The 21,518-nt window shown below is 61.4% G+C and carries 16 protein-coding genes; all 16 read left to right on the top strand.

Annotation, left to right across the window (positions count from 1 at the left end):
• Nucleotides 1-375 precede the first annotated feature (375 nt).
• Nucleotides 376-2,064: a urocanate hydratase gene (gene hutU / locus KKQ10_RS12120; protein WP_215501230.1), complete on the top strand. Its 1,689-nt coding sequence runs from the start codon at nt 376-378 to the stop codon at nt 2,062-2,064.
• 143 nt (nt 2,065-2,207) lie between these two features.
• Complete coding sequence (locus KKQ10_RS12125) at nt 2,208-3,680, top strand: purine-cytosine permease family protein (protein ID WP_127648596.1); 1,473 nt, start codon at nt 2,208-2,210, stop codon at nt 3,678-3,680.
• Between the two features lie 69 nt (nt 3,681-3,749).
• Nucleotides 3,750-4,718, top strand: coding sequence for an ABC transporter substrate-binding protein (locus KKQ10_RS12130; RefSeq protein ID WP_127648597.1), 969 nt, complete (start codon nt 3,750-3,752; stop codon nt 4,716-4,718).
• Nucleotides 4,719-4,787: 69 nt separating this feature from the next.
• Entirely contained in the window at nt 4,788-5,639 is an 852-nt protein-coding gene (locus KKQ10_RS12135; protein WP_007949591.1) for an ABC transporter permease, read from the top strand.
• Nucleotides 5,636-6,466 carry a quaternary amine ABC transporter ATP-binding protein gene (locus tag KKQ10_RS12140; protein WP_127648598.1) on the top strand — a complete coding sequence of 277 codons (831 nt, stop codon included), beginning with the start codon at nt 5,636-5,638 and terminating at the stop codon, nt 6,464-6,466. Before KKQ10_RS12135 ends, KKQ10_RS12140 begins: the two co-directional genes overlap by 4 nt.
• 155 nt (nt 6,467-6,621) lie before the next feature.
• Nucleotides 6,622-8,145, top strand: coding sequence for a histidine ammonia-lyase (hutH, locus tag KKQ10_RS12145; protein WP_215501231.1), 1,524 nt, complete (start codon nt 6,622-6,624; stop codon nt 8,143-8,145).
• A 116-nt stretch (nt 8,146-8,261) separates the two neighbouring features.
• On the top strand, nt 8,262-9,794 hold the full coding sequence (hutH, locus tag KKQ10_RS12150) for a histidine ammonia-lyase (protein WP_215501232.1): 1,533 nt from the start codon (nt 8,262-8,264) through the stop codon (nt 9,792-9,794).
• Nucleotides 9,795-9,895: 101 nt separating this feature from the next.
• A complete protein-coding gene (gene hutI / locus KKQ10_RS12155) occupies nt 9,896-11,101 on the top strand; it encodes an imidazolonepropionase (protein WP_215501233.1) in 1,206 nt (401 codons plus the stop codon).
• A gap of 10 nt (nt 11,102-11,111) precedes the next feature.
• Complete coding sequence (hutG, locus tag KKQ10_RS12160) at nt 11,112-11,915, top strand: N-formylglutamate deformylase (protein ID WP_215501234.1); 804 nt, start codon at nt 11,112-11,114, stop codon at nt 11,913-11,915.
• 255 nt (nt 11,916-12,170) lie between these two features.
• Nucleotides 12,171-13,118, top strand: coding sequence for a choline ABC transporter substrate-binding protein (locus KKQ10_RS12165; RefSeq protein ID WP_215501235.1), 948 nt, complete (start codon nt 12,171-12,173; stop codon nt 13,116-13,118).
• 160 nt (nt 13,119-13,278) lie between these two features.
• Nucleotides 13,279-14,196 carry an alpha/beta hydrolase gene (locus KKQ10_RS12170; RefSeq protein WP_215501236.1) on the top strand — a complete coding sequence of 306 codons (918 nt, stop codon included), beginning with the start codon at nt 13,279-13,281 and terminating at the stop codon, nt 14,194-14,196.
• A 104-nt stretch (nt 14,197-14,300) separates the two neighbouring features.
• Nucleotides 14,301-15,272, top strand: a complete 972-nt coding sequence (gene pip, locus KKQ10_RS12175; protein WP_121183273.1) for a prolyl aminopeptidase — start codon at nt 14,301-14,303, stop codon at nt 15,270-15,272.
• Nucleotides 15,269-15,706 (top strand): D-aminoacyl-tRNA deacylase, encoded by a 438-nt coding sequence (gene dtd / locus KKQ10_RS12180; RefSeq protein ID WP_215501237.1) that lies wholly within the window; start codon nt 15,269-15,271, stop codon nt 15,704-15,706. Before pip ends, dtd begins: the two co-directional genes overlap by 4 nt.
• A 307-nt stretch (nt 15,707-16,013) precedes the next feature.
• Nucleotides 16,014-17,798: a glucan biosynthesis protein gene (locus KKQ10_RS12185; protein ID WP_164747835.1), complete on the top strand. Its 1,785-nt coding sequence runs from the start codon at nt 16,014-16,016 to the stop codon at nt 17,796-17,798.
• Complete coding sequence (mdoH, locus tag KKQ10_RS12190; protein ID WP_127648607.1) at nt 17,791-20,361, top strand: glucans biosynthesis glucosyltransferase MdoH; 2,571 nt, start codon at nt 17,791-17,793, stop codon at nt 20,359-20,361. The genes KKQ10_RS12185 and mdoH overlap by 8 nt, the downstream gene beginning before the upstream one ends.
• 237 nt (nt 20,362-20,598) lie before the next feature.
• Nucleotides 20,599-21,396, top strand: coding sequence for a transporter substrate-binding domain-containing protein (locus KKQ10_RS12195; RefSeq protein ID WP_065260936.1), 798 nt, complete (start codon nt 20,599-20,601; stop codon nt 21,394-21,396).
• Nucleotides 21,397-21,518: the final 122 nt, after the last annotated feature.

Genomic DNA, 21,518 nt, shown 5'->3' on the forward strand with positions numbered 1-21,518 from the left:
GAAGGCTGCGATCTTTTGCTTTTGGGGTGTTCCCAACCCACGCACCAACTTGTTACCGAACGCCCCAGCGTGGCGCAAAACCGCGCTCACCCAACCAAGCCCCGACCGCACAAAATCTCTCCGCGAAAAATTTCATCCACGCCTGAACCCTTGATTCAGGCGCCCTCCAGCCGTGTCCGCGTTTTTTCTTGAGCGCCTCTCCAGCAAGTTGGCCGCTTGATTGCATATGCTTGTATGTACAAGTAAAGACGTATGCGTATGAGTCGCTCGAGACTCTCCGCAGCGTCCACTGATTCGCTTGTCGCGCATTGACGCGCACAGGCTGCTTGCCCACTGCCAGGGTTGGTTTGAATTGATCGCTGAGGAGTCTTTTTCGTGACTGACAATACCCAGAAACCTACCAAGGTTCGTAATGTTGAAATCCGTGCCGCCCGCGGTAACAAGCTGACCGCCAAGAGCTGGCTGACCGAAGCGCCGCTGCGCATGCTGATGAACAACCTCGATCCGGAAGTGGCCGAGAACCCGAAAGAGCTGGTGGTCTACGGTGGTATCGGTCGCGCCGCGCGTAACTGGGAGTGCTACGACAAGATCGTCGAAAGCCTGACCAACCTGAATGACGACGAGACCCTGCTGGTGCAATCCGGCAAGCCGGTCGGCGTGTTCAAGACCCACGCCAATGCCCCACGCGTTCTGATCGCCAACTCCAACCTGGTGCCGCACTGGGCGAGTTGGGAACACTTCAACGAACTCGACGCCAAAGGCCTGGCCATGTACGGCCAGATGACCGCCGGCAGCTGGATTTACATCGGTAGCCAGGGCATCGTTCAGGGCACCTACGAAACCTTCGTTGAAGCCGGTCGCCAGCACTACAACGACAACCTCAAGGGCAAGTGGGTCCTGACCGCAGGTCTGGGCGGCATGGGTGGCGCTCAGCCACTGGCTGCAACCCTGGCCGGCGCCTGCTCGCTGAACATCGAATGCCAGCAGGTGAGCATCGATTTCCGTCTGAAAAGCCGTTACGTCGATGAGCAAGCCAAAGACCTCGACGACGCCCTGGCACGCATCGCCAAGTACACTGCCGAAGGCAAAGCGATCTCCATCGCGCTGCTGGGCAACGCGGCAGAAATTCTCCCGGAACTGGTCAAGCGCGGCGTACGCCCGGACATGGTCACCGACCAGACCAGCGCCCACGACCCACTCAACGGCTACCTGCCAGCCGGCTGGACCTGGGACGAGTACCGCGCCCGCGCCAAGATCGAGCCGGCTGCTGTGATCAAAGCCGCCAAGCAATCGATGGCCGTGCACGTCAAAGCGATGCTGGACTTCCAGAAGCAAGGCATCCCGACCTTCGACTACGGCAACAACATCCGTCAGATGGCACAGGAAGAAGGCGTCGAAAACGCGTTCGACTTCCCGGGTTTTGTACCGGCCTATATCCGTCCACTGTTCTGCCGCGGCATCGGTCCATTCCGCTGGGCGGCGCTGTCGGGTGACCCGCAAGACATCTACAAGACCGACGCCAAAGTCAAAGAACTGATCCCGGACGACGCCCACCTGCACAACTGGCTGGACATGGCCCGCGAGCGCATCAGCTTCCAGGGTCTGCCGGCACGTATCTGCTGGGTCGGCCTGGGCCTGCGCGCCAAGCTCGGTCTGGCGTTCAACGAAATGGTGCGCAGCGGTGAGCTATCGGCACCGATCGTGATCGGTCGCGACCACCTCGACTCCGGCTCGGTGGCCAGCCCGAACCGTGAAACCGAATCGATGCAGGACGGTTCCGACGCCGTGTCCGACTGGCCACTGCTCAACGCGCTGCTGAACACCGCGAGCGGCGCGACCTGGGTCTCCCTGCACCACGGTGGTGGCGTGGGCATGGGCTTCTCGCAGCACTCGGGCATGGTGATTGTCTGCGACGGTACCGATGAAGCGGCCGAGCGTATTGCCCGCGTTCTGCACAACGACCCGGCCACCGGTGTCATGCGCCACGCCGATGCCGGTTACCAGATCGCCATCGACTGCGCCAAGGAGCAGGGGCTGAACCTGCCGATGATTACCGGTAAATAACGCACAACCCCTGTATGAGCTGCCGAAGGCTGCGATCTTTTGATGTTGATTTTTTAAGATCAAGAGATCGCCGCCTCGTTTCACTCGACAGCTCCTACAGGCGTACGAACCAACCCAGAATAACAATCCACAGAGGTTGAATCATGGCTGTAACCCCTGATCGTGCAGGCAACAAACCGTTGATCGAAAGGCGTTCGATCGACTACATCCCGGAAGCGGAAAGACACGGTCGTCTGTTGAGCCAGTTCACCCTGTGGATGGGTGCGAATCTGCAAATCACCGCGATTGTCACCGGGGCGCTGGCCGTGGTGCTGGGTGGTGATGTGTTCTGGTCGTTGATCGGTCTGTTGATCGGCCAACTGCTGGGAGGTGGCGTGATGGCGCTGCATGCGGCACAAGGGCCGAAGCTTGGCCTGCCGCAGATGATTTCCAGCCGGGTGCAGTTCGGCGTCTATGGCGCGGCGATCCCGATCGTCTTGGTGTGCCTGATGTACCTGGGCTTCACCGCCACCGGCACGGTGTTGTCCGGTCAGGCGCTGGGTCAGTTGTTCGGCGTCAGCGACACCGTCGGCATCCTGCTGTTCGCCAGTGTCATCGTGGTGGTCACGGTGCTCGGTTATCGGGTGATTCACTGGATCGGTCGTGTCGCCAGCGTGATTGGCGTGATTGCCTTCGTGTACCTGTTCAGCCGTCTGCTGAGTCAGGTTGACGTGGGCGCACTGTTGCAAATCCGCCACTTCAGCTGGAGCAGCTTCTTGCTGGCGGTGTCGCTCGCGGCGTCCTGGCAGATCGCGTTCGGCCCGTATGTGGCGGACTATTCTCGCTACCTGCCGAGCAAGATTTCCTCAGTGAAAACGTTCTTCGCCGCTGGCGCAGGTTCGGTCATCGGTGCGCAGGTAGCGATGGTCCTCGGCGTGTTCGCCGCGGCTTCGGCCAACGGGCAGTTCGCCGGGCATGAAGTGGCTTACATCGTCGGGCTGGGCGGCACCGGTGCCACCGCTGCGCTGCTTTACTTCAGCATCGCGTTCGGCAAGGTCACCATCTCGACGCTGAACTCCTACGGCAGCTTCATGTGCATCGCCACCATCATCAGTGGCTTCCGTGGGCATCTGACGGTCTCGCGTCTGCAGCGTCTGGTGTTCGTGCTGGTGATCGTCGGCGCGGCAACCCTGATCGCCTTGCTCGGCCAGCACTCGTTCCTGGGTGCGTTCAAGTCGTTCATTCTGTTCCTGCTGGCGTTCTTCACGCCTTGGAGCGCGATCAACCTGGTCGACTACTACTGCATCACCCGCGAGCGCTATGACGTGCCGGCGCTGGCCGACCCGAACGGTCGCTACGGCCGCTGGAACCTGCTCGGGATCAGCATCTATGTGTTCGGTGTGCTGGTGCAGTTGCCGTTCATCTCCACCAAGTTCTACACCGGCCCGCTGGTGGCCGCCCTCGGTGATGTGGATATCTCCTGGATCATCGGTCTGGTGCTGCCTGCGGCGCTGTATTACCTGTGCGCCAAAAAATGGCACGGCTCGGTGCCTGATCAACTGATTCTGCCGGTCGAGCAGAACAGCGTTGTACCACCTGAAAAAAGTGGGCCCGGTCGCGCTGCGGCGCAGGCCTGATTGGACGTGGACAGGGCTGGATGCCTCTTGACTGCCGTAAGCCAATTCATGATTAGGAGCGTCGCAACAATGAAATCGAACAAGACCCTGCTGACTACACTGCTGTCCATGGGCCTGTTGGCCAGTGCCGGCGCCACCCAGGCGGCCGGTTGGTGCGAGTCCGGCAAACCGGTGAAATTCGCTGGCCTGAACTGGGAAAGCGCCATGCTGCTGACCGACGTGCTGCAAGTGGTGCTGGAGAAAGGTTACGACTGCAAGACCGACAGCCTGCCGGGCAACTCCATCACCATGGAGAACGCCCTGAGCAGCAACGATATTCAAGTGTTCGCCGAGGAATGGGTCGGCCGCAGTGAGGTCTGGAACAAGGCCGAGAAGGCCGGCAAGGTCGTCGGTATCGGCGCCCCGATCGTTGGCGCCATCGAAGGTTGGTACGTGCCGCGCTACGTGATCGAAGGCGATGCCAAACGCAAGATCGAGGCGAAAGCCCCGGACCTGAAAAACATCGCTGACCTGGGCAAATACGCAGCCATCTTCAAAGACGCTGAAGAGCCGTCCAAGGGCCGTTTCTACAACTGCCCGGCGGGCTGGACCTGCGAGCTGGACAACAGCGAAATGCTCAAAAGCTACGGCCTGGAAAACACCTACACCAACTTCCGTCCGGGCACCGGGCCTGCGCTGGATGCGGCGGTGCTGTCGAGCTACAAGCGTGGCGAACCGATCCTGTTCTACTACTGGTCGCCAACCCCGCTGATGGGCCAGATCGATGCAGTCAAACTCGAAGAGAAACCGGGCGTCGACAAGACCGTGAGCATCAAGGTCGGCCTGTCGAAAACCTTCCACGAGCAAGCCCCGGAACTGGTGGCCGTGCTGGAAAAGGTCAACCTGCCGATCGACCTGCTGAACCAGAACCTGGGACGCATGGCGAAGGAACGTATCGAGTCGCCAAAACTGGCGAAAATCTTCCTCAAGGAACATCCTGAGGTCTGGCACGCGTGGGTCAGCGACGACGCAGCCAAGAAAATCGACGCGGCCTTGTAGGTTGAGCTTTCCGACTGCCGGCAACGGCAGTCGGACGCTTGATCGCAACCCCTTGATTGAGAGTCTCTTATGTTTCCCGAAAGCTTTACCTTTTCCATCGCCGACTGGGTCAACGGTTGGGTCGATTCGCTGGTCACCAACTACGGTGATGTGTTCCGCCACATCTCGGACACCCTGCTGTGGGCCATCGTCAACCTAGAAGGCCTGCTGCGTGCGGCGCCGTGGTGGTTGATGCTGGCGATCGTCGGGGTGGTTGCCTGGCATGCCACGCGTAAAGTCGTGACTACCGCTGTCATCGTCGGCCTGCTGTTTCTCGTTGGTGCCGTTGGCCTGTGGGACAAGCTTATGCAAACCCTGGCGCTGATGATGGTCGCGACGATCATTTCGGTGCTGATCGGCATACCGCTGGGGATCCTCTCGGCGCGCAGCAATCGCCTGCGTTCGGTGCTGATGCCGCTGCTCGACATCATGCAAACGATGCCAAGTTTCGTGTACCTGATCCCGGTGCTGATGCTGTTCGGCCTGGGCAAGGTCCCGGCGATTTTCGCCACGGTGATCTACGCCGCGCCGCCGCTGATCCGCCTGACCGATCTGGGCATTCGCCAGGTCGACGGCGAAGTGATGGAAGCGATCAACGCCTTCGGTGCCAACCGCTGGCAGCAACTGTTCGGCGTGCAACTGCCGCTGGCCCTGCCGAGCATCATGGCCGGGATCAACCAGACCACCATGATGGCCCTGTCGATGGTGGTAATCGCCTCGATGATCGGCGCCCGTGGCCTCGGTGAAGATGTGCTGGTGGGGATTCAGACCCTCAACGTTGGACGCGGCCTCGAAGCCGGTCTGGCGATCGTGATTCTCGCAGTGGTCATCGACCGCATTACTCAGGCGTACGGTCGGCCACGGCATGAGGTGAGCAAATGAACAACGCAACCGTGAGCAAGATCGAAGTCAAAAACGTCTTCAAGATTTTCGGCAACCGTGCCAAGGACGCACTGGCGATGGTCGGTCAGGGCAAGACCAAGGATCAGGTGCTGAACGAGACCGGTTGCGTGGTCGGGGTCAACGACTTGTCGCTGAGCATCGGCACCGGCGAGATCTTTGTGATCATGGGCCTGTCCGGTTCCGGCAAATCGACCCTGGTGCGCCACTTCAATCGCCTGATCGACCCGACCAGCGGGGCGATCCTGGTGGACGGCGTGGACATCCTGCAATACGACATGGATGCCCTGCGCGAATTTCGCCGGCACAAGATCAGCATGGTGTTCCAGAGCTTCGGCCTGCTGCCGCACAAGACCGTGCAGGAGAACGTCGCCTACGGCCTGAAAGTGCGTGGCGAGAGCAAGCAGATGTGCGCCGAGCGCGCGTTGCACTGGATCAACACCGTGGGCCTCAAGGGTTACGAAAACAAATACCCGCACCAGCTCTCCGGCGGTATGCGCCAGCGCGTCGGCCTGGCCCGTGCACTGGCGGCGGACACCGACATCATCCTGATGGACGAAGCGTTCAGTGCGCTGGACCCGCTGATCCGCGCCGAGATGCAGGACCAGTTGCTGGAGCTGCAAAAGACCCTGCACAAGACCATCGTCTTCATCACCCACGACCTCGACGAGGCCGTGCGCATCGGCAATCGCATCGCGATCCTCAAGGACGGCCGCCTGATTCAGGTCGGCACTCCGCGAGAGATCCTGCATTCGCCGGCGGATGAGTATGTCGACCGGTTCGTGCAGCGGCGGGCGGCGGTGGTTTGAGATGAGTGCTTGGTGAAAATCCATTGTGGCGAGGGGGGTTGCCCCCGTTGGGGCGCGCAGCGGCTCTGAAAATCTACGACTGCTGCGCAGTCGAACGGGGGCAAGCCGCCTCACCACAGGGTTCATGCATCAACAGAATTGGTATGAGGTTTTAGATGTCCCAGGCTGAAAAAATCGTTATCACCGGCAGCCCCCTGCGTTGGCAGGACGTGGTCGCCGTCGCCCGTCATGGTGCGCAACTGGAACTGTCGAGCGAGACCTGGGCGCGCATCGAAAACGCTCAGGGCATCGTCCAGCGCATCGTCGAAAGCGGCGAACGTGCCTATGGCGTCAACACCGGTCTGGGCGGCTTGTCCAACGTTTCGCTGAAAGACGAGCAACTGAGCCAACTGTCGCGCAACACCTTGCTCAGCCACGCCTGCGGCGTCGGCCCGGTACTGCCCGATGAGCAAACGCGCGCGATCATCTGCGCGGCGATCCACAACTACAGCCACGGCAAATCCGGCATTCATCGCCGCGTGGTCGAAGGCCTGCTGGCGCTGCTCAATCGCGGCGTCACCCCGCAGGTTCCATCGCAAGGTTCGGTGGGTTACCTGACCCACATGGCGCACATCGGCATCGCGCTGCTGGGCGTGGGCAATGTCAGTTATCGCGGGCAAGTCACCTCGGCGCAACAGGCGCTGGCCGAAGAAGGTCTGCAACCGGTGCAACTGGGGGCGAAGGACGGTTTGTGCCTGGTCAACGGCACGCCGTGCATGACTGGTCTCAGCTGCCTGGCCATTGCCGACGCGACGCGGCTGGTGCAATGGGCCGATGTGATCGGCGCCATGAGCTTCGAAGCCCTGCGCGGCCAGATCGCCGCGTTCGACGCTGAGATCATCGCGCTCAAGCCGCACCCGGGCATGCAGCAGGTCGGTAGCAATCTGCGCGCGTTGCTCGATGGCAGCGAAGTGATCGCGGCGAGCAAAGGCATTCGCACTCAGGATGCGCTGAGCATCCGTTCGATCCCGCAGGTGCATGGTGCCGCGCGCGATCAACTGGATCACGCAATCAGGCAGGTCGAAGCCGAACTCAACGGCTGCACCGACAACCCGTTACTGCTGGGCACGCCGGAGAATTTCCGGGTGATGTCGCAGGCCAACCCGCACGGCCAGTCAGTGGCGATGGCGGCGGACTTGCTGGCGATTGCCATGGCCGAAATCGGCTCGATCGCCGAGCGTCGGCTGGATCGACTGGTCAACCCGCACGTCAGCGGTTTGCCGGCGTTTCTGGTGGCCAATCCGGGGGTGAACTCCGGGATGATGATCGTGCAATACGTCGCCGCCTCACTGTGCGCGGAAAACCGTCAACTGGCGCAACCGGCGGTGCTCGACAACTACGTCACCTCGGGGCTGCAGGAAGACCACCTGAGCATGGGCACCACTGCGGCGCTGAAGCTGCACCGCGCCTTGGAAAACTGCACGCAGATCCTCGCCATCGAGTACCTGCTGGCGGCGCAGGCCTTTGAATTCCTCAAGCAACAGCGCTTTGGCGCAGGCACTGACCGGGCGTGGCGACTGCTGCGCGAAACCGTCCCGGCCTACGATCAGGATCGCTGGCTGGCACCGGATATCGCTGCCGCCGCAAGCGTGTTGAAAAACCCGAATTCGCTGCACAACGTATTACCGAATCTGCACTGACAATACCCATACCAGCGTGCCAAGGCGCTAATCGTCCATAAGACGAGAAGCGACGGATAACGGAATGCTCCGGAGCGACTGGTAGTTAATAACAATGCCTAAACAGGAGCATTTTAATGACTGCGCTGAATCTGATTCCCGGCCAACTGAGCCTGGCCCAACTGCGTGACGTCTACCAACACCCGGTCAAGCTGACCCTCGACCACAGCGCCTGCGCGCAGATCGAGGCCAGCGTGGCCTGCGTCGAGCAGATCCTCGCCGAGAATCGCACTGCCTACGGCATCAATACCGGTTTCGGCCTGCTGGCCTCGACCCGCATCGCCAGCGAGGACCTGGAAAACCTGCAGCGTTCGCTGGTACTGTCCCACGCCGCCGGTGTCGGTCAGCCGATCAGCGATGAGCTGGTGCGCCTGATCATGGTGCTCAAAGTGAATAGCCTCAGCCGTGGGTTCTCCGGCATCCGCCGCGTGGTGATCGATGCGCTGATCGCGCTGATCAACGCCGAGGTTTATCCGCACATTCCGTTGAAAGGTTCCGTAGGCGCTTCGGGTGACCTCGCGCCATTGGCGCACATGTCGCTGGTGCTGCTGGGCGAAGGCAAGGCGCGCTACAAGGGCGAGTGGATGGAAGCCACCGAAGCGCTGAAAGTCGCCGGCCTGACCCCGCTGACCCTGGCCGCGAAAGAAGGCCTGGCTCTGCTCAACGGCACTCAGGTGTCCACCGCGTTTGCTCTGCGTGGTCTGTTTGAGGGTGAAGATCTGTTCGCTGGCGCATTGGCGCTGGGCGGTCTGACTGTTGAAGCGGTACTCGGTTCGCGTTCGCCGTTCGACGCACGCATTCATGCTGCTCGTGGCCAGAAAGGCCAGATCGACGCCGCTGCGGCCTACCGCGATTTGCTCGGTGAGCGCAGCGAAGTCTGCGACTCGCACCAGAACTGCGAAAAGGTCCAGGACCCGTACTCGTTGCGTTGCCAGCCACAAGTCATGGGCGCCTGCCTGACCCAGTTCCGTCAGGCTGCTGAAGTACTCGCTGTCGAAGCCAACGCAGTGTCTGATAACCCGCTGGTCTTCGCCGCAGAAGGCGATGTGATTTCCGGCGGTAACTTCCACGCCGAACCGGTGGCGATGGCCGCTGACAACATGGCCCTGGCCATCGCCGAAATCGGCTCGCTGAGCGAACGCCGCATCTCGCTGATGATGGACAAGCACATGTCGCAACTGCCGCCGTTCCTGGTGGCCAATGGCGGCGTCAACTCGGGCTTCATGATCGCCCAGGTGACGGCTGCCGCACTGGCCAGCGAGAACAAGGCGCTGTCCCATCCGCATTCGGTCGACAGCCTGCCGACCTCGGCCAACCAGGAAGACCACGTATCCATGGCCCCGGCCGCCGGCAAGCGTCTGTGGGAAATGGCCGAGAACACCCGCGGGATTCTCGCGGTGGAATGGCTGGCGGCGGTGCAGGGGCTGGACCTGCGCAACGGCCTGAAGACCTCGGCCAAGCTGGAACAGGCGCGGGCGATTCTGCGCAAGGAAGTGCCGTTTTACGAGAAAGACCGCTTCTTTGCGCCGGACATCAATGCGGCAACCGAGCTGTTGGCTTCACGGTGCCTGACCGAACTGGTTCCGGCGAAGTTGCTGCCTAGCCTGTGATGGCTTCTTCGCGAGCAAGCTCGCTCCCACATTGGAATACGTACCCTTGTGGGAGCGAGCCTGCTCGCGAAATCGATTTTGAATACTGTGGAGACTAAGGGATGAAAACCCTCTGGCAACACTGCCACGTCGCAACCATGGCGCAGGGCGTCTACTCGATCATCGAGGATGCGGCCATCGTGACGTCTGGTGCGCACATCGAGTGGATCGGTCCGCGCCATCAATTGCCCTCCGGCGAATACCCGGCGGTCAACGACCTGCAAGGCGCGTGGGTCACCCCCGGCTTGATCGACTGCCACACCCATACGGTGTTCGGCGGCAACCGTAGCGGTGAATTCGAGAAACGCCTGCAAGGCGTCAGCTACGCTGAAATCGCCGCGCAGGGCGGCGGCATCGCCAGCACCGTGCGCGCCACCCGTGAAGCGACCGAGGACGAGTTGTTCGCCAGTGCCGCCAAACGTCTGAAAAGCCTGATGCGCGACGGTGTGACCACGGTCGAGATGAAGTCCGGCTACGGTCTGGATCTGGCCAGCGAACGCAAGATCCTGCGGGTCATCCGTCGTCTGCAGAAAGCGTTGCCGATCAGCGTGCGCAGCACCTGTCTGGCCGCCCACGCGTTGCCGCCGGAGTACAAGGATCGCGCTGACGCTTACATCGATCACATCTGCGCCGAGATGCTGCCGGCGCTGGCCGCCGAAGGGCTGGTCGACGCCGTGGATGCGTTCTGTGAATACCTGGCGTTTTCGCCGGAGCAGGTCGAGCGGGTGTTCATCACCGCACAGAAACTCGGTCTGCCGGTGAAGCTGCACGCCGAACAATTGTCGTCGCTGCATGGCTCCAGTCTGGCCGCGCGGTATCACGCGTTGTCCGCCGATCATCTGGAATTCATGGACGAAGACGACGCCATTGCGATGGCCAAATCCGACACCGTCGCGGTGCTGCTGCCCGGCGCGTTCTACTTCCTGCGCGAAACACAGCTACCGCCGATGGACGCCCTGCGCAAGCACAAGGTGAAAATCGCCATCGCCAGCGACCTCAACCCCGGCACTTCGCCGGCGCTGTCGTTGCGCCTGATGCTGAACATGGCCTGCACCTGCTTCCGCATGACCCCGGAAGAAGCCCTGGCCGGTGCGACCATTCATGCCGCACAAGCGCTGGGCATGGCTGATACGCATGGCTCGCTGGAAGTCGGCAAGGTCGCGGATTTCGTCGCCTGGCACATCGATCGTCCGGCGGATCTGGCCTACTGGCTCGGTGGTGATCTGGACAAACGCGTCGTGCGTCACGGCGTTGAATCAAGTCTGTAGGAGAGCGGTTGTGGAAAAGGTTCTGAGTTTCAAACAAGGTCGTGTGCCGCTGCTGATCAGCATGCCGCATGCCGGTTTGCGTCTGACGCCTGCGGTCGAAGCCGGGCTGATCGCGGACGCGAAAAGCCTGCCGGACACCGACTGGCACATTCCACAGCTTTACGATTTTGCCGAGGCGCTGGGCGCCAGCACGTTGGCCGCCGAGTACTCGCGATTCGTCATTGACCTGAACCGCCCGTCCGACGACAAGCCGTTGTACACCGGCGCGACCACCGGGTTGTACCCGGCGACGCTGTTTGACGGCATCCCGTTGTTCCGCGAAGGGCACGAGCCGTCGAAAGCAGAACGCGCGGCCTATCTGGAACAGATCTGGACGCCGTATCACCGCACCCTGCAGCAAGAGCTGGCGCGGCTGAAGGCTGAATTCGGCTACGCGCTGCTGTTCGACGCGCACTCGATCCGCTCGATCATCCCGCACCTGTTCGACGGCAAACTGCCGGACTTCAACCTCGGCACCTTCAACGGTGCCAGTTGTGATCCGCAGCTTGCGACGCAACTGGAAGCCATCTGCGCGCGCCACGGCAACTACAGCCATGTGCTCAACGGACGCTTCAAGGGCGGCCACATCACCCGCCATTACGGCAACCCGGCCGAGAACATCCACGCCGTGCAACTGGAGCTGTGCCAGAGCACCTACATGGAAGAGTTCGAACCGTTCCGCTACCGCGCCGATCTGGCGGAGCCAACGCGGGTGGTGCTCAAGGAATTGCTGCAAGGTTTCCTCGCCTGGGGCGAGAGCCACTACGCGCGATAACGTCAGGCACATAGACCCCTTGTAGGAGTGAGCCTGCTCGCAATAGCGGTATGTCAGTCGCTGGAGAGTGTTGACTGAACGATTGCCATCGCGAGCAGGCTCACTCCTACAGGTTCCGCGTTCGAGCAGGGTCGCCGCTGTGCAAATGCCGGTCGCCACAGTTCATCTTTCCCTCTCGTCGCCTGCGTAATGTTTCGGCCACGGTGCACCAGACACCGACCTGACAATAATCCGCTGCCGCACGAGATCTCCCGAATGAAAAAACTCTTCACTCGTTGTGCGTTAATCCTCACCGGCAGTGCGCTGCTGAGTGCCGGCGTCATGGCCAATGACGACGCGTCCTGCAAAACCGTGCGCATGGGCGTGGTCAACTGGACCGACGTGATCGCCACCAGCGGCATGGCCGACGTGCTGCTCAACGGCCTCGGTTACGAGAGCAAGCAGACCAGCGCGGTGCAGCAGATCATCTTTGCCGGCATTCGCGACAAGCGCCTGGACATCTTCCTCGGCTACTGGAAACCGGCGATGGACAAGAACATCGCGCCGTTCCTCGCCGCCAATCAAGTCAAAGTCATGGACAGGCCCAGCCTGGCGGATGCGCAGGCGACGCTGGCGGTGCCGGATTACGTGGCGGCCGCCGGGTTGAAAACCTTTGCCGACATCGCGAAGTTCAAGGATCAGTTGGGCGGCAAGATCTACGGCATCGAGCCGGGCAGTGGGGCCAACACCACCATCAAGACCCTGATCGAGACCAACCACTTCGGTCTGAAGGATTTCAAGATCATCGAGTCCGGCGAGGCAGGCATGCTCGCCGCCGTGCAGCGCGCGGTGAATCGCAAGGAGTTCGTGGTGTTCGTCGGCTGGACCCCGCACCCGATGAACATCAACATGAAGATCACCTACCTGACCGGCAGCGAAGATGTCTACGGCCCCAATGAGGGCGCCGCGACCGTGTCCACCGTCACCTCGCCGGATTACGCCGAGCGTTGCCCGAACGTGCATCGGCTGCTGCAAAACCTGACGTTCACCGCCGCCCAGGAAAGCCAGTTGATGGTGCCGATCATGGAGCGCAAGACCCCACAGGAAGTGGCGAAGAACTGGCTGCGAGAACACCCCGAGGATCTGCAGCGCTGGCTGGCGGGGGTCAGCAGCTTCGATGGCAAGGATGGCGTGGGCGCGGTTCAGGCCAGTCTGAAACCCTGAAGATTCTTTGTGCTGAATGAGTTTTTTGTGGCGAGGGAGCTTGCTTCCGCTGGACTGCGAAGCAGGCCCGATACGGTTGCGACCGCTACGCGCTCGAGCGGGAGCAAGCGCCCTCGCCACAGGATGGTGGTTATCCAGGTAAAGCGCGAACCGAGGGCGTATGGCTCACTACCCACTTTCAGCTTCAATGGCAGACTTCGTCGCCAAGACCATGAGCTTTACCGGCGATGACAGCAGCCTTGCCGGCCTGCGCCGCGGCTACGATGAAATGTGTCGTGCCTTCAAGCCGCCCATGCCGGGGGGGCTTGAAATCGTCGATTTTCAGCTCAGCGGCGTACCGGTGCGCTCATACCGTCCGCCGGTTGAACCAGCTGCCAGCGGCTGGCCCTGCGTGCTGTACCTGCATGGCGGCGGTTGGGTCGTCGGCGGCCTCGACTCCCACGACTTCATCTGTTTCGAGCTGGCCATGACATTGGGCGCGATGGTGGTGGCAGTGGATTACCGGTTGGCGCCGGAGCATCCGTACCCGGCCGGGTTCGAGGATTGCCTGAGTGTCTGGCGCGCGTTGCGCAGCGGGCCGTTCTGGTTTGACCCGCAGAAAATGCTGGTGGCTGGGGACAGCGCCGGTGGCAATCTCGCCGCCGCGTTGTGCCAGGCATTGCGCGATGCCGGCGAGTCAATGCCAGCGGCTCAAGTGCTGGTCTACCCGGGACTGGGTGGCAACGAACGTCTGGCTTCACGCAGCGACTGCGCCGATGCGCCCTTGCTCGGCAGCACTGACGTCGACGACTATCACGCGTTATACCTGCGTGGCAGTCCTGAACCTGACGCTTATGCCATGCCGCTGCTCGCAACCGATTTCAGCGGCTTGCCGCCGGCCTGGATCGCCGTGGCGCAATTCGATCCCCTGCGCGACGACGGCGTACGCTACGCCGAGCAACTGGCCGCCGCCGGCACGGATGCCTCGCTGTATTACGGCGAAGGGCTGGTGCACGGTTGTTTGCGCGCGCGTGGCCAGGTCGCCGAGGTCGACCGGCTCTACGAAAACCTGCTGAGGTTCATGGCTGACAAATTGTGACTGCGTGCGGGCATGCTCATTGACGTAAATCGGGTTTATGATGCCAGACGGCAGAATAATAGAAGTCCCCCCAGGGATGACCTCGACCCCTTACGGAGCGCGCAATGCAGACTTTGTTTCCGCAGATCAAACCCCATGCCCGGCACGATCTGGCTGTCGATGACACCCACACGCTGTACGTCGATGAAAGCGGTTCTCCGGAAGGCTTGCCGGTGGTGTTCATCCACGGTGGTCCCGGCGCCGGTTGCGACGCCCAGAGCCGTCGCTATTTCGATCCGAACCTGTATCGCATTGTTACCTTCGACCAGCGCGGCTGCGGACGCTCCACGCCGCACGCCAGCCTGGAAAACAACACCACCTGGGATCTGGTCGCCGACCTCGAACGTATCCGCAAGCACCTGGGCATCGACAAATGGGTGCTGTTCGGTGGCTCCTGGGGTTCAACCCTGGCGCTGGCCTATGCGCAAACCCATCCGGAGCGCGTACACGGTCTGATCCTGCGCGGGATCTTTCTATGCCGCCCGCAGGAAATCGAGTGGTTCTATCAGGCCGGTGCCAGCCGTCTGTTCCCCGACTACTGGCAGGACTACATCGCACCGATCCCGCTGGACGAGCGCGACGATTTGCTCGGCGCGTTTCACAAGCGCCTGGTCGGCAACGACCAGATCGCCCAGATGCACGCGGCCAAAGCCTGGTCGACATGGGAAGGGCGCACCGCGACCCTGCGTCCGAACCCGCTGGTGGTTGATCGTTTCTCCGAACCGCAACGCGCACTGTCGATCGCGCGGATCGAGTGTCACTACTTCACCAACAACGCGTTCCTGGAGCCGAATCAGTTGATCCGCGACATGGGCAAGATCGCTCATCTGCCAGGGGTGATCATTCATGGTCGCTACGACGTGATCTGCCCGTTGGACAACGCCTGGGAATTGCATCAGGCCTGGCCGAACAGCGAGCTGCAGGTGATTCGCGATGCCGGCCACGCCGCCTCCGAGCCGGGCATCACCGACGCGCTGGTACGCGCCGCGAGCAATATGGCCCGACGCCTGCTCGACCTACCGCCCGAAGAAGCATGAAGGGGCTTTTACAGCGTGTGCGCGGTGCACGGGTCGAAGTTGCCGGAGAAATCGTCGGCGCGGTGGATCAGGGGTTGCTGGTGCTGGTGGCCGTCGAACCCGACGATACCCGTACCAGCGCCGACAAACTTCTGCATAAACTGCTTAACTATCGTGTATTCAGTGACGCCGAGGGCAAGATGAATCTGTCCCTGGCGGATGTAGGCGGCGGGTTGCTGCTGGTCTCTCAGTTCACCCTCGCTGCCGACACCAGGAGCGGGTTGCGCCCGAGTTTCTCGACTGCGGCCCCTCCGGCATTGGGCGAGGAATTGTTCGACTATCTATTAAGCAAAGCGAAACAGATGCATGGCACTGTGGCATCAGGTAGATTCGGCGCGGATATGCAGGTGCACCTGGTCAACGATGGCCCGGTAACCTTCCTGTTACAGACATGAAAGCGCTTGAAACATCTTTTCAAGGGCTTTTCGACTGAAAACAGGCGTTTTTCGCGATAAATACTTTGTTACCCCTGATGCGTTGTCACGCGGGCTACTAGATAATCGCGCGCTATGGGGATCAGCGTTCGCTGGTCCATTTTTGACTTAGGTAGAGACTTGTCTGGATCCGATTGGGGAATCATTTTGCCCCAGTGGAGTCGGAACAATGCTCGCCAACCTGGCATCTAGATAGCTGGCCGTTGGTTTTTTGATCTGTTTTCGGCGAGGGTTGCTCGTGATTGTTAGTCCCTGTAATGCAGCAAAAATGTCTGCCAAACGCATGCGAAGTGCCCTGGTAGCGGGTTCGGCGCTCCTGTGCCTGCTCAGCGCCGGCCAGCTTTGGGCGTTCAATCTTGACGATGTATCGGCCAAGGCTAAAGAGCTGGCCGGGCAGAAGTTCGAAGCCCCGCGCAGCAACCTGCCGAACGAATTCCGTGACATGAAGTTCGCGGACTATCAGAAAATCCGCTTCCTCACCGAAAAGGCTGAGTGGGCCGATCAGAAGACTCCGTTCAAGCTGTCCTTCTATCACCAGGGCATGCACTTCGATACGCCGGTGAAAATCAACGAAATCACGGCGAACACCGTCGAAGAGATCAAATACGATCCGACCCGCTTTGATTTCGGCGACCTGAAGTTCGATCCGAAGGCCACTGAGCAACTGGGCTACGCCGGTTTCCGTGTGCTGTACCCGATCAACAAGGCCGACAAGCAAGACGAAATCATGACCATGCTCGGCGCGAGTTACTTCCGCGTCGTTGGCAAGGGTCACACCTACGGTCTGTCGGCCCGTGGCCTGGCGATCGATACCGCGCTGCCGTCGGGTGAAGAATTCCCGCGTTTCCGCGAGTTCTGGATTCAGCAGCCAAAGCCGGGCGACAAGCACCTGGTGATCTTCGCCCTGCTTGATTCGCCGCGTGCCACCGGTGCCTACCGTCTGATCCTGCGCCCGGGCAGCGACACCATTGTCGACGTCAAGGCGCAGATGTTCCTGCGGGACAAGGTCGGCAAACTGGGCATCGCCCCGTTGACCAGCATGTTCCTGTTCGGCGCCAACCAGCCGTCGAAAGTCCTCAACTACCGTCGTGAGCTGCACGACTCCAGCGGTCTGTCGATCCATGCCGGCAACGGCGAGTGGATCTGGCGTCCGCTGAACAACCCGAAACACCTGGCCGTGAGCAACTTCAGCGTCGAGAACCCGCGTGGTTTCGGCCTGCTGCAACGTGGCCGCGACTTCAGCCACTACGAAGACCTCGACGATCGCTACGACAAGCGCCCAAGCGCCTGGATCGAGCCGAAGGGCGAGTGGGGCAAGGGCTCCGTCGATCTGGTAGAGATTCCGACCGCTGACGAAACCAACGACAACATCGTTGCGTTCTGGAGCCCGGAAACCATGCCGGAGCCGGGCAAGCCTCTGGACTTCGCCTACCGCATGCACTGGACCATGGATGAATCGGCGATTCACGCCCCCGACAGCGCCTGGGTCAAGCAGACCCTGCGTTCGACCGGTGACGTCAAACAGTCGAACCTGATCCGTCAGCCAGACGGCAGCGTCGCTTACCTGGTCGACTTCGAAGGTCCATCGCTGGCGGCCCTGGCCCCGGATGCCGACGTACGCAGTCAGGTCAGCGTTGGCGATAACGCCGAAGTGGTCGAGAACAGCGTGCGCTACAACCCGGAAACCAAAGGCTGGCGCCTGACCCTGCGGATGAAGATCAAGGACGCGAGCAAGGCGACCGAGATGCGTGCCGCCCTGGTTCAGCCAGCGGTAACCGCTGATCTGGCCAAGTCTTCGGTGCCGGCGTCCAACTCGTCCGTCGCCAAGGCCGACAAGATTGCCGCCAAGCAACAAGAGAAAATCGACAAGGAAGCGAAGGCCGCCGAAGCCAAACAGGTCGACGCCAAGCCAGTTGCAGATGCCAAGGACAAGGCGACCAAAGACGCCAAGCAGCCAGTCGCTGCGAACGCGGCCCCAGCCACACCGGAATCGGCACCGACTGAAGAAGTCCTGACCGAGACCTGGAGCTATCAGTTGCCTGCCGATGAGTAACTCTCAAGTACAGCCAGAGACTCTGTCCGAGTATCTGGCGCATTTGCCGATGACTGACGAGCAGCGCGCGGAACTCGCGGGCTGCCAGTCCTTCAGCGAACTGCACCAACGCCTGTCGTCGTCGACGTTCGACGCCCCTGCCGAAGCCGCCCAGGCTTCGGTGGGCAAGCGCCTGGCCCTGAGCACCGCCGAAGAGCTGGAAGACGCCGAAATGCTGGTGCTCGACGCCAGCGGCCGGGTCAGCATGAAGGCGACGCCGCCGATCCATCGGACCAAAGTCGTGCCGGAGCCGTGGCGCACCAATATTCTGGTGCGTGGCTGGCGCCGCCTGACCGGTCGTACCAACCCGCCACAGCCGCCGAAGGACGAGAACGTGCTGCCCGCCGCGCGCTGGCGCACCGTCGGCTCGATCCGTCGCTACATTCTGTTGCTGCTGATGCTCGGCCAGACCATCGTCGCCGGCTGGTACATGAAGGGCATCATGCCGTACCAGGGCTGGTCGTTCGTCGATCTGGAAGAAGTCCTGCACCAGCCGTTGCTGCAAACCGCCACGCAAGTGCTGCCGTATGCGCTGCAAACCAGCATTCTGATCCTGTTCGGGATTCTGTTCTGCTGGGTCTCGGCCGGTTTCTGGACGGCGCTGATGGGCTTCCTCGAGTTGCTCACCGGTCACGACAAATACCGCATCTCCGGTAAAAGCGCCGGCAACGAGCCGATTCCCAAAGACGCGCGCACCGCACTGGTGATGCCGATCTGCAACGAAGACGTGCCTCGGGTATTTGCCGGTCTGCGCGCCACGTTCGAATCGGTCGCGGCGACCGGTGACCTGGACCGCTTCGACTTCTTCGTACTCAGCGACAGTAACGACACCGATATCTGCGTCGCCGAGCAACAGGCCTGGCTGGACGTCTGCCGTGAAGCCAAGGGCTTCGGCAAGATCTTCTATCGCCGCCGTCGCCGCCGTGTGAAACGCAAGAGCGGCAACCTCGACGACTTCTGCCGTCGTTGGGGCGGTGACTACAAGTACATGGTCGTGCTCGACGCCGACTCGGTGATGAGCGGCGAGTGCCTGACCAGTCTGGTGCGCCTGATGGAAGCCACGCCGGACGCCGGGATCATCCAGACCGCGCCGCGTGCGTCGGGCATGGACACCCTGTATGCGCGCATGCAGCAGTTCGCCACCCGCGTGTACGGTCCGCTGTTCACTGCCGGTCTGCACTTCTGGCAGCTGGGTGAATCCCACTACTGGGGTCACAACGCGATCATCCGCATGAAGCCGTTCATCGACCACTGCGCCCTGGCGCCGTTGCCGGGCAAGGGGGCGTTCTCCGGGGCGATCCTGTCTCACGACTTCGTCGAAGCCGCGCTGATGCGCCGTGCCGGTTGGGGCGTGTGGATTGCCTACGACCTGCCGGGCAGCTACGAAGAACTGCCGCCGAACCTGCTCGACGAACTCAAGCGTGACCGTCGCTGGTGCCACGGCAACCTGATGAACTTCCGCCTGTTCCTGGTAAAAGGCATGCACCCGGTGCACCGTGCGGTGTTCCTGACGGGCGTGATGTCGTACCTGTCGGCGCCGTTGTGGTTCTTCTTCCTGGTGCTGTCGACCGCGCTGCTGGCGGTGAACACGCTGATGGAGCCGCAGTACTTCCTTGAACCGCGTCAGCTCTATCCGCTGTGGCCACAATGGCACCCGGACAAGGCGATCGCGCTGTTCTCGACCACCATCGTGCTGCTGTTCCTGCCGAAACTGCTGAGCATCATCCTGATCTGGGCCAAGGGTGCGAAAGAGTTCGGCGGCAAGTTCAAGGTGACCTTGTCGATGCTGCTGGAGATGCTGTTCTCCATGCTGCTGGCGCCGGTGCGGATGATTTTCCACACCCGTTTCGTACTGGCCGCGTTCCTCGGCTGGGCGGCGACCTGGAATTCGCCACAGCGTGACGACGACTCCACACCATGGAGCGAGGCGGTCAAACGCCACGGTCCGCAGACGCTGCTGGGCTTCTTCTGGGCGCTGCTGGTGATCTGGCTGAACCCGAGCTTCCTGTGGTGGCTGGTGCCGATCGTCGGTTCCCTGATGCTGTCGATCCCGGTGTCGGTGATTTCCAGTCGTGTCGGTCTGGGCCTCAAGTCCCGTGACGAGAGCCTGTTCCTCATCCCTGAGGAATACAATCCGCCGCAGGCGCTGCTGGCGACCGACCAGTACACCCACGAGAACCGTTGGCACGCGCTGAACGACGGCTTCATCCGCGCCGTGGTCGATCCACAGCAGAACGCCCTGGCGTGCTCGCTGGCGACGGCTCGTCACGGTCAGGCCGAGCCGATCGAGTGGCTGCGTCAGGAACGTGTACGTCACGCCCTGAAGGCTGGCCCGGCGGCGCTGAGCAACCACGATCGCTTGCAACTGCTGAGCGATCCGGTGGCGCTGGCGCGTCTGCACGAGCTGGTCTGGGCCGAAGGCCACGCCGAGTGGCTGGACGCTTGGCGCGCTTCGGTGAAAGCCGATCCGCATGCGCCGTTGCTGCCGCTGCGACCGGTGAGCATGCAGGCTCAGCCGGCCTGATAAAAAAGATCGCAGCCTTCGGCAGCTCCTACGGGGTTATGTGTACACCTGTAGGAGCTGCCGGAGGCTGCGATCTTTTGCGTTTAAAACCCTCCCCGTAACAACAAATCCCGGCAAAAAACCTTGTGCAAACGAACGAGTGCGTTAGCATCCGTCCCCGAATTGGCGCACCCGGGCATTTTTGCCCGTCACTGCTGGTTTTCGCGCCGCAATTGCAATGGTTTTGGGGACTTGAAGATGAAGAAGTATCTGTCGATGCTGCTGGTCGGCGTCACGGCACTGGTTGCAGTCAATGCGGCGCAGGCCGGCGCCATCGATGACGCGGTCAAGCGCGGCACGTTGAAAGTCGGTATGGATCCGACCTACATGCCGTTCGAAATGACCAACAAGCGCGGCGAGATCATCGGCTTCGAAGTCGACATCCTCAAAGCCATGTCCAAGGCCATGGGCGTCAAGCTGGAGCTGGTCTCCACCGGTTACGACGGCATCATCCCGGCCTTGATGACCGACAAGTTCGACATGATCGGCAGCGGCATGACCCTGACCCAGGAGCGCAACCTGCGCCTGAACTTCAGCGAACCGTTCATCGTCGTCGGCCAGACTCTGCTGATCCGCAAGGAGCTGGAAGGCACCATCAAGTCCTATAAAGACCTGAACACCGCCGACTACCGCATCACCTCCAAACTCGGCACCACCGGTGAGATGGTCGCCAAGAAGCTGATCGCCAAAGCCAAGTACCACGGCTACGACAACGAGCAGGAAGCCGTGCTCGACGTGGTCAACGGCAAGGCCGACGCCTTCATCTATGACGCGCCGTACAACGTGGTGGCGGTGAACAAGGTCGGCGCCGGCAAGCTGGTGTTCCTCGACAAGCCGTTCACCTACGAGCCACTGGCCTTCGGCCTGAAGAAAGGCGACTACGACAGCCTCAACTTCATCAACAACTTCCTGCACCAGATCCACGAAGACGGCACCTACGATCGCATCCATGACAAGTGGTTCAAGAGTACCGAGTGGCTCAAGGACATGGAATAACGCCGGTCACCTAGACCGCGTCGCCTCAATCGCGAGCAGGCTCACTCCTACAGGGGAATGCATTCCAATGTAGGAGTGAGCCTGCTCGCGATGAGGGCCTCAAAGGCAATACAAAATCCGGA

The sequence above is a fragment of the Pseudomonas sp. MG-9 genome (genome assembly GCF_018729515.1).
In the GTDB taxonomy this organism is placed as follows: domain Bacteria; phylum Pseudomonadota; class Gammaproteobacteria; order Pseudomonadales; family Pseudomonadaceae; genus Aquipseudomonas; species Aquipseudomonas serboccidentalis.

Bases quoted from the DNA above. Each gene is read 5' to 3' on its own strand.
- dtd (WP_215501237.1), top strand. From the start codon at position 15,269: ATGAAGGGGCTTTTACAGCGTGTGCGCGGTGCACGGGTCGAAGTTGCC.
- KKQ10_RS12135 (WP_007949591.1), top strand. From the start codon at position 4,788: ATGTTTCCCGAAAGCTTTACCTTTTCCATCGCCGACTGGGTCAACGGT.
- hutH (WP_215501231.1), top strand. From the start codon at position 6,622: ATGTCCCAGGCTGAAAAAATCGTTATCACCGGCAGCCCCCTGCGTTGG.
- KKQ10_RS12170 (WP_215501236.1), top strand. From the start codon at position 13,279: ATGGCTCACTACCCACTTTCAGCTTCAATGGCAGACTTCGTCGCCAAG.
- KKQ10_RS12130 (WP_127648597.1), top strand. From the start codon at position 3,750: ATGAAATCGAACAAGACCCTGCTGACTACACTGCTGTCCATGGGCCTG.
- KKQ10_RS12165 (WP_215501235.1), top strand. From the start codon at position 12,171: ATGAAAAAACTCTTCACTCGTTGTGCGTTAATCCTCACCGGCAGTGCG.
- KKQ10_RS12125 (WP_127648596.1), top strand. From the start codon at position 2,208: ATGGCTGTAACCCCTGATCGTGCAGGCAACAAACCGTTGATCGAAAGG.
- KKQ10_RS12140 (WP_127648598.1), top strand. From the start codon at position 5,636: ATGAACAACGCAACCGTGAGCAAGATCGAAGTCAAAAACGTCTTCAAG.
- KKQ10_RS12185 (WP_164747835.1), top strand. From the start codon at position 16,014: ATGTCTGCCAAACGCATGCGAAGTGCCCTGGTAGCGGGTTCGGCGCTC.
- hutI (WP_215501233.1), top strand. From the start codon at position 9,896: ATGAAAACCCTCTGGCAACACTGCCACGTCGCAACCATGGCGCAGGGC.
- KKQ10_RS12195 (WP_065260936.1), top strand. From the start codon at position 20,599: ATGAAGAAGTATCTGTCGATGCTGCTGGTCGGCGTCACGGCACTGGTT.
- pip (WP_121183273.1), top strand. From the start codon at position 14,301: ATGCAGACTTTGTTTCCGCAGATCAAACCCCATGCCCGGCACGATCTG.
- hutH (WP_215501232.1), top strand. From the start codon at position 8,262: ATGACTGCGCTGAATCTGATTCCCGGCCAACTGAGCCTGGCCCAACTG.
- mdoH (WP_127648607.1), top strand. From the start codon at position 17,791: ATGAGTAACTCTCAAGTACAGCCAGAGACTCTGTCCGAGTATCTGGCG.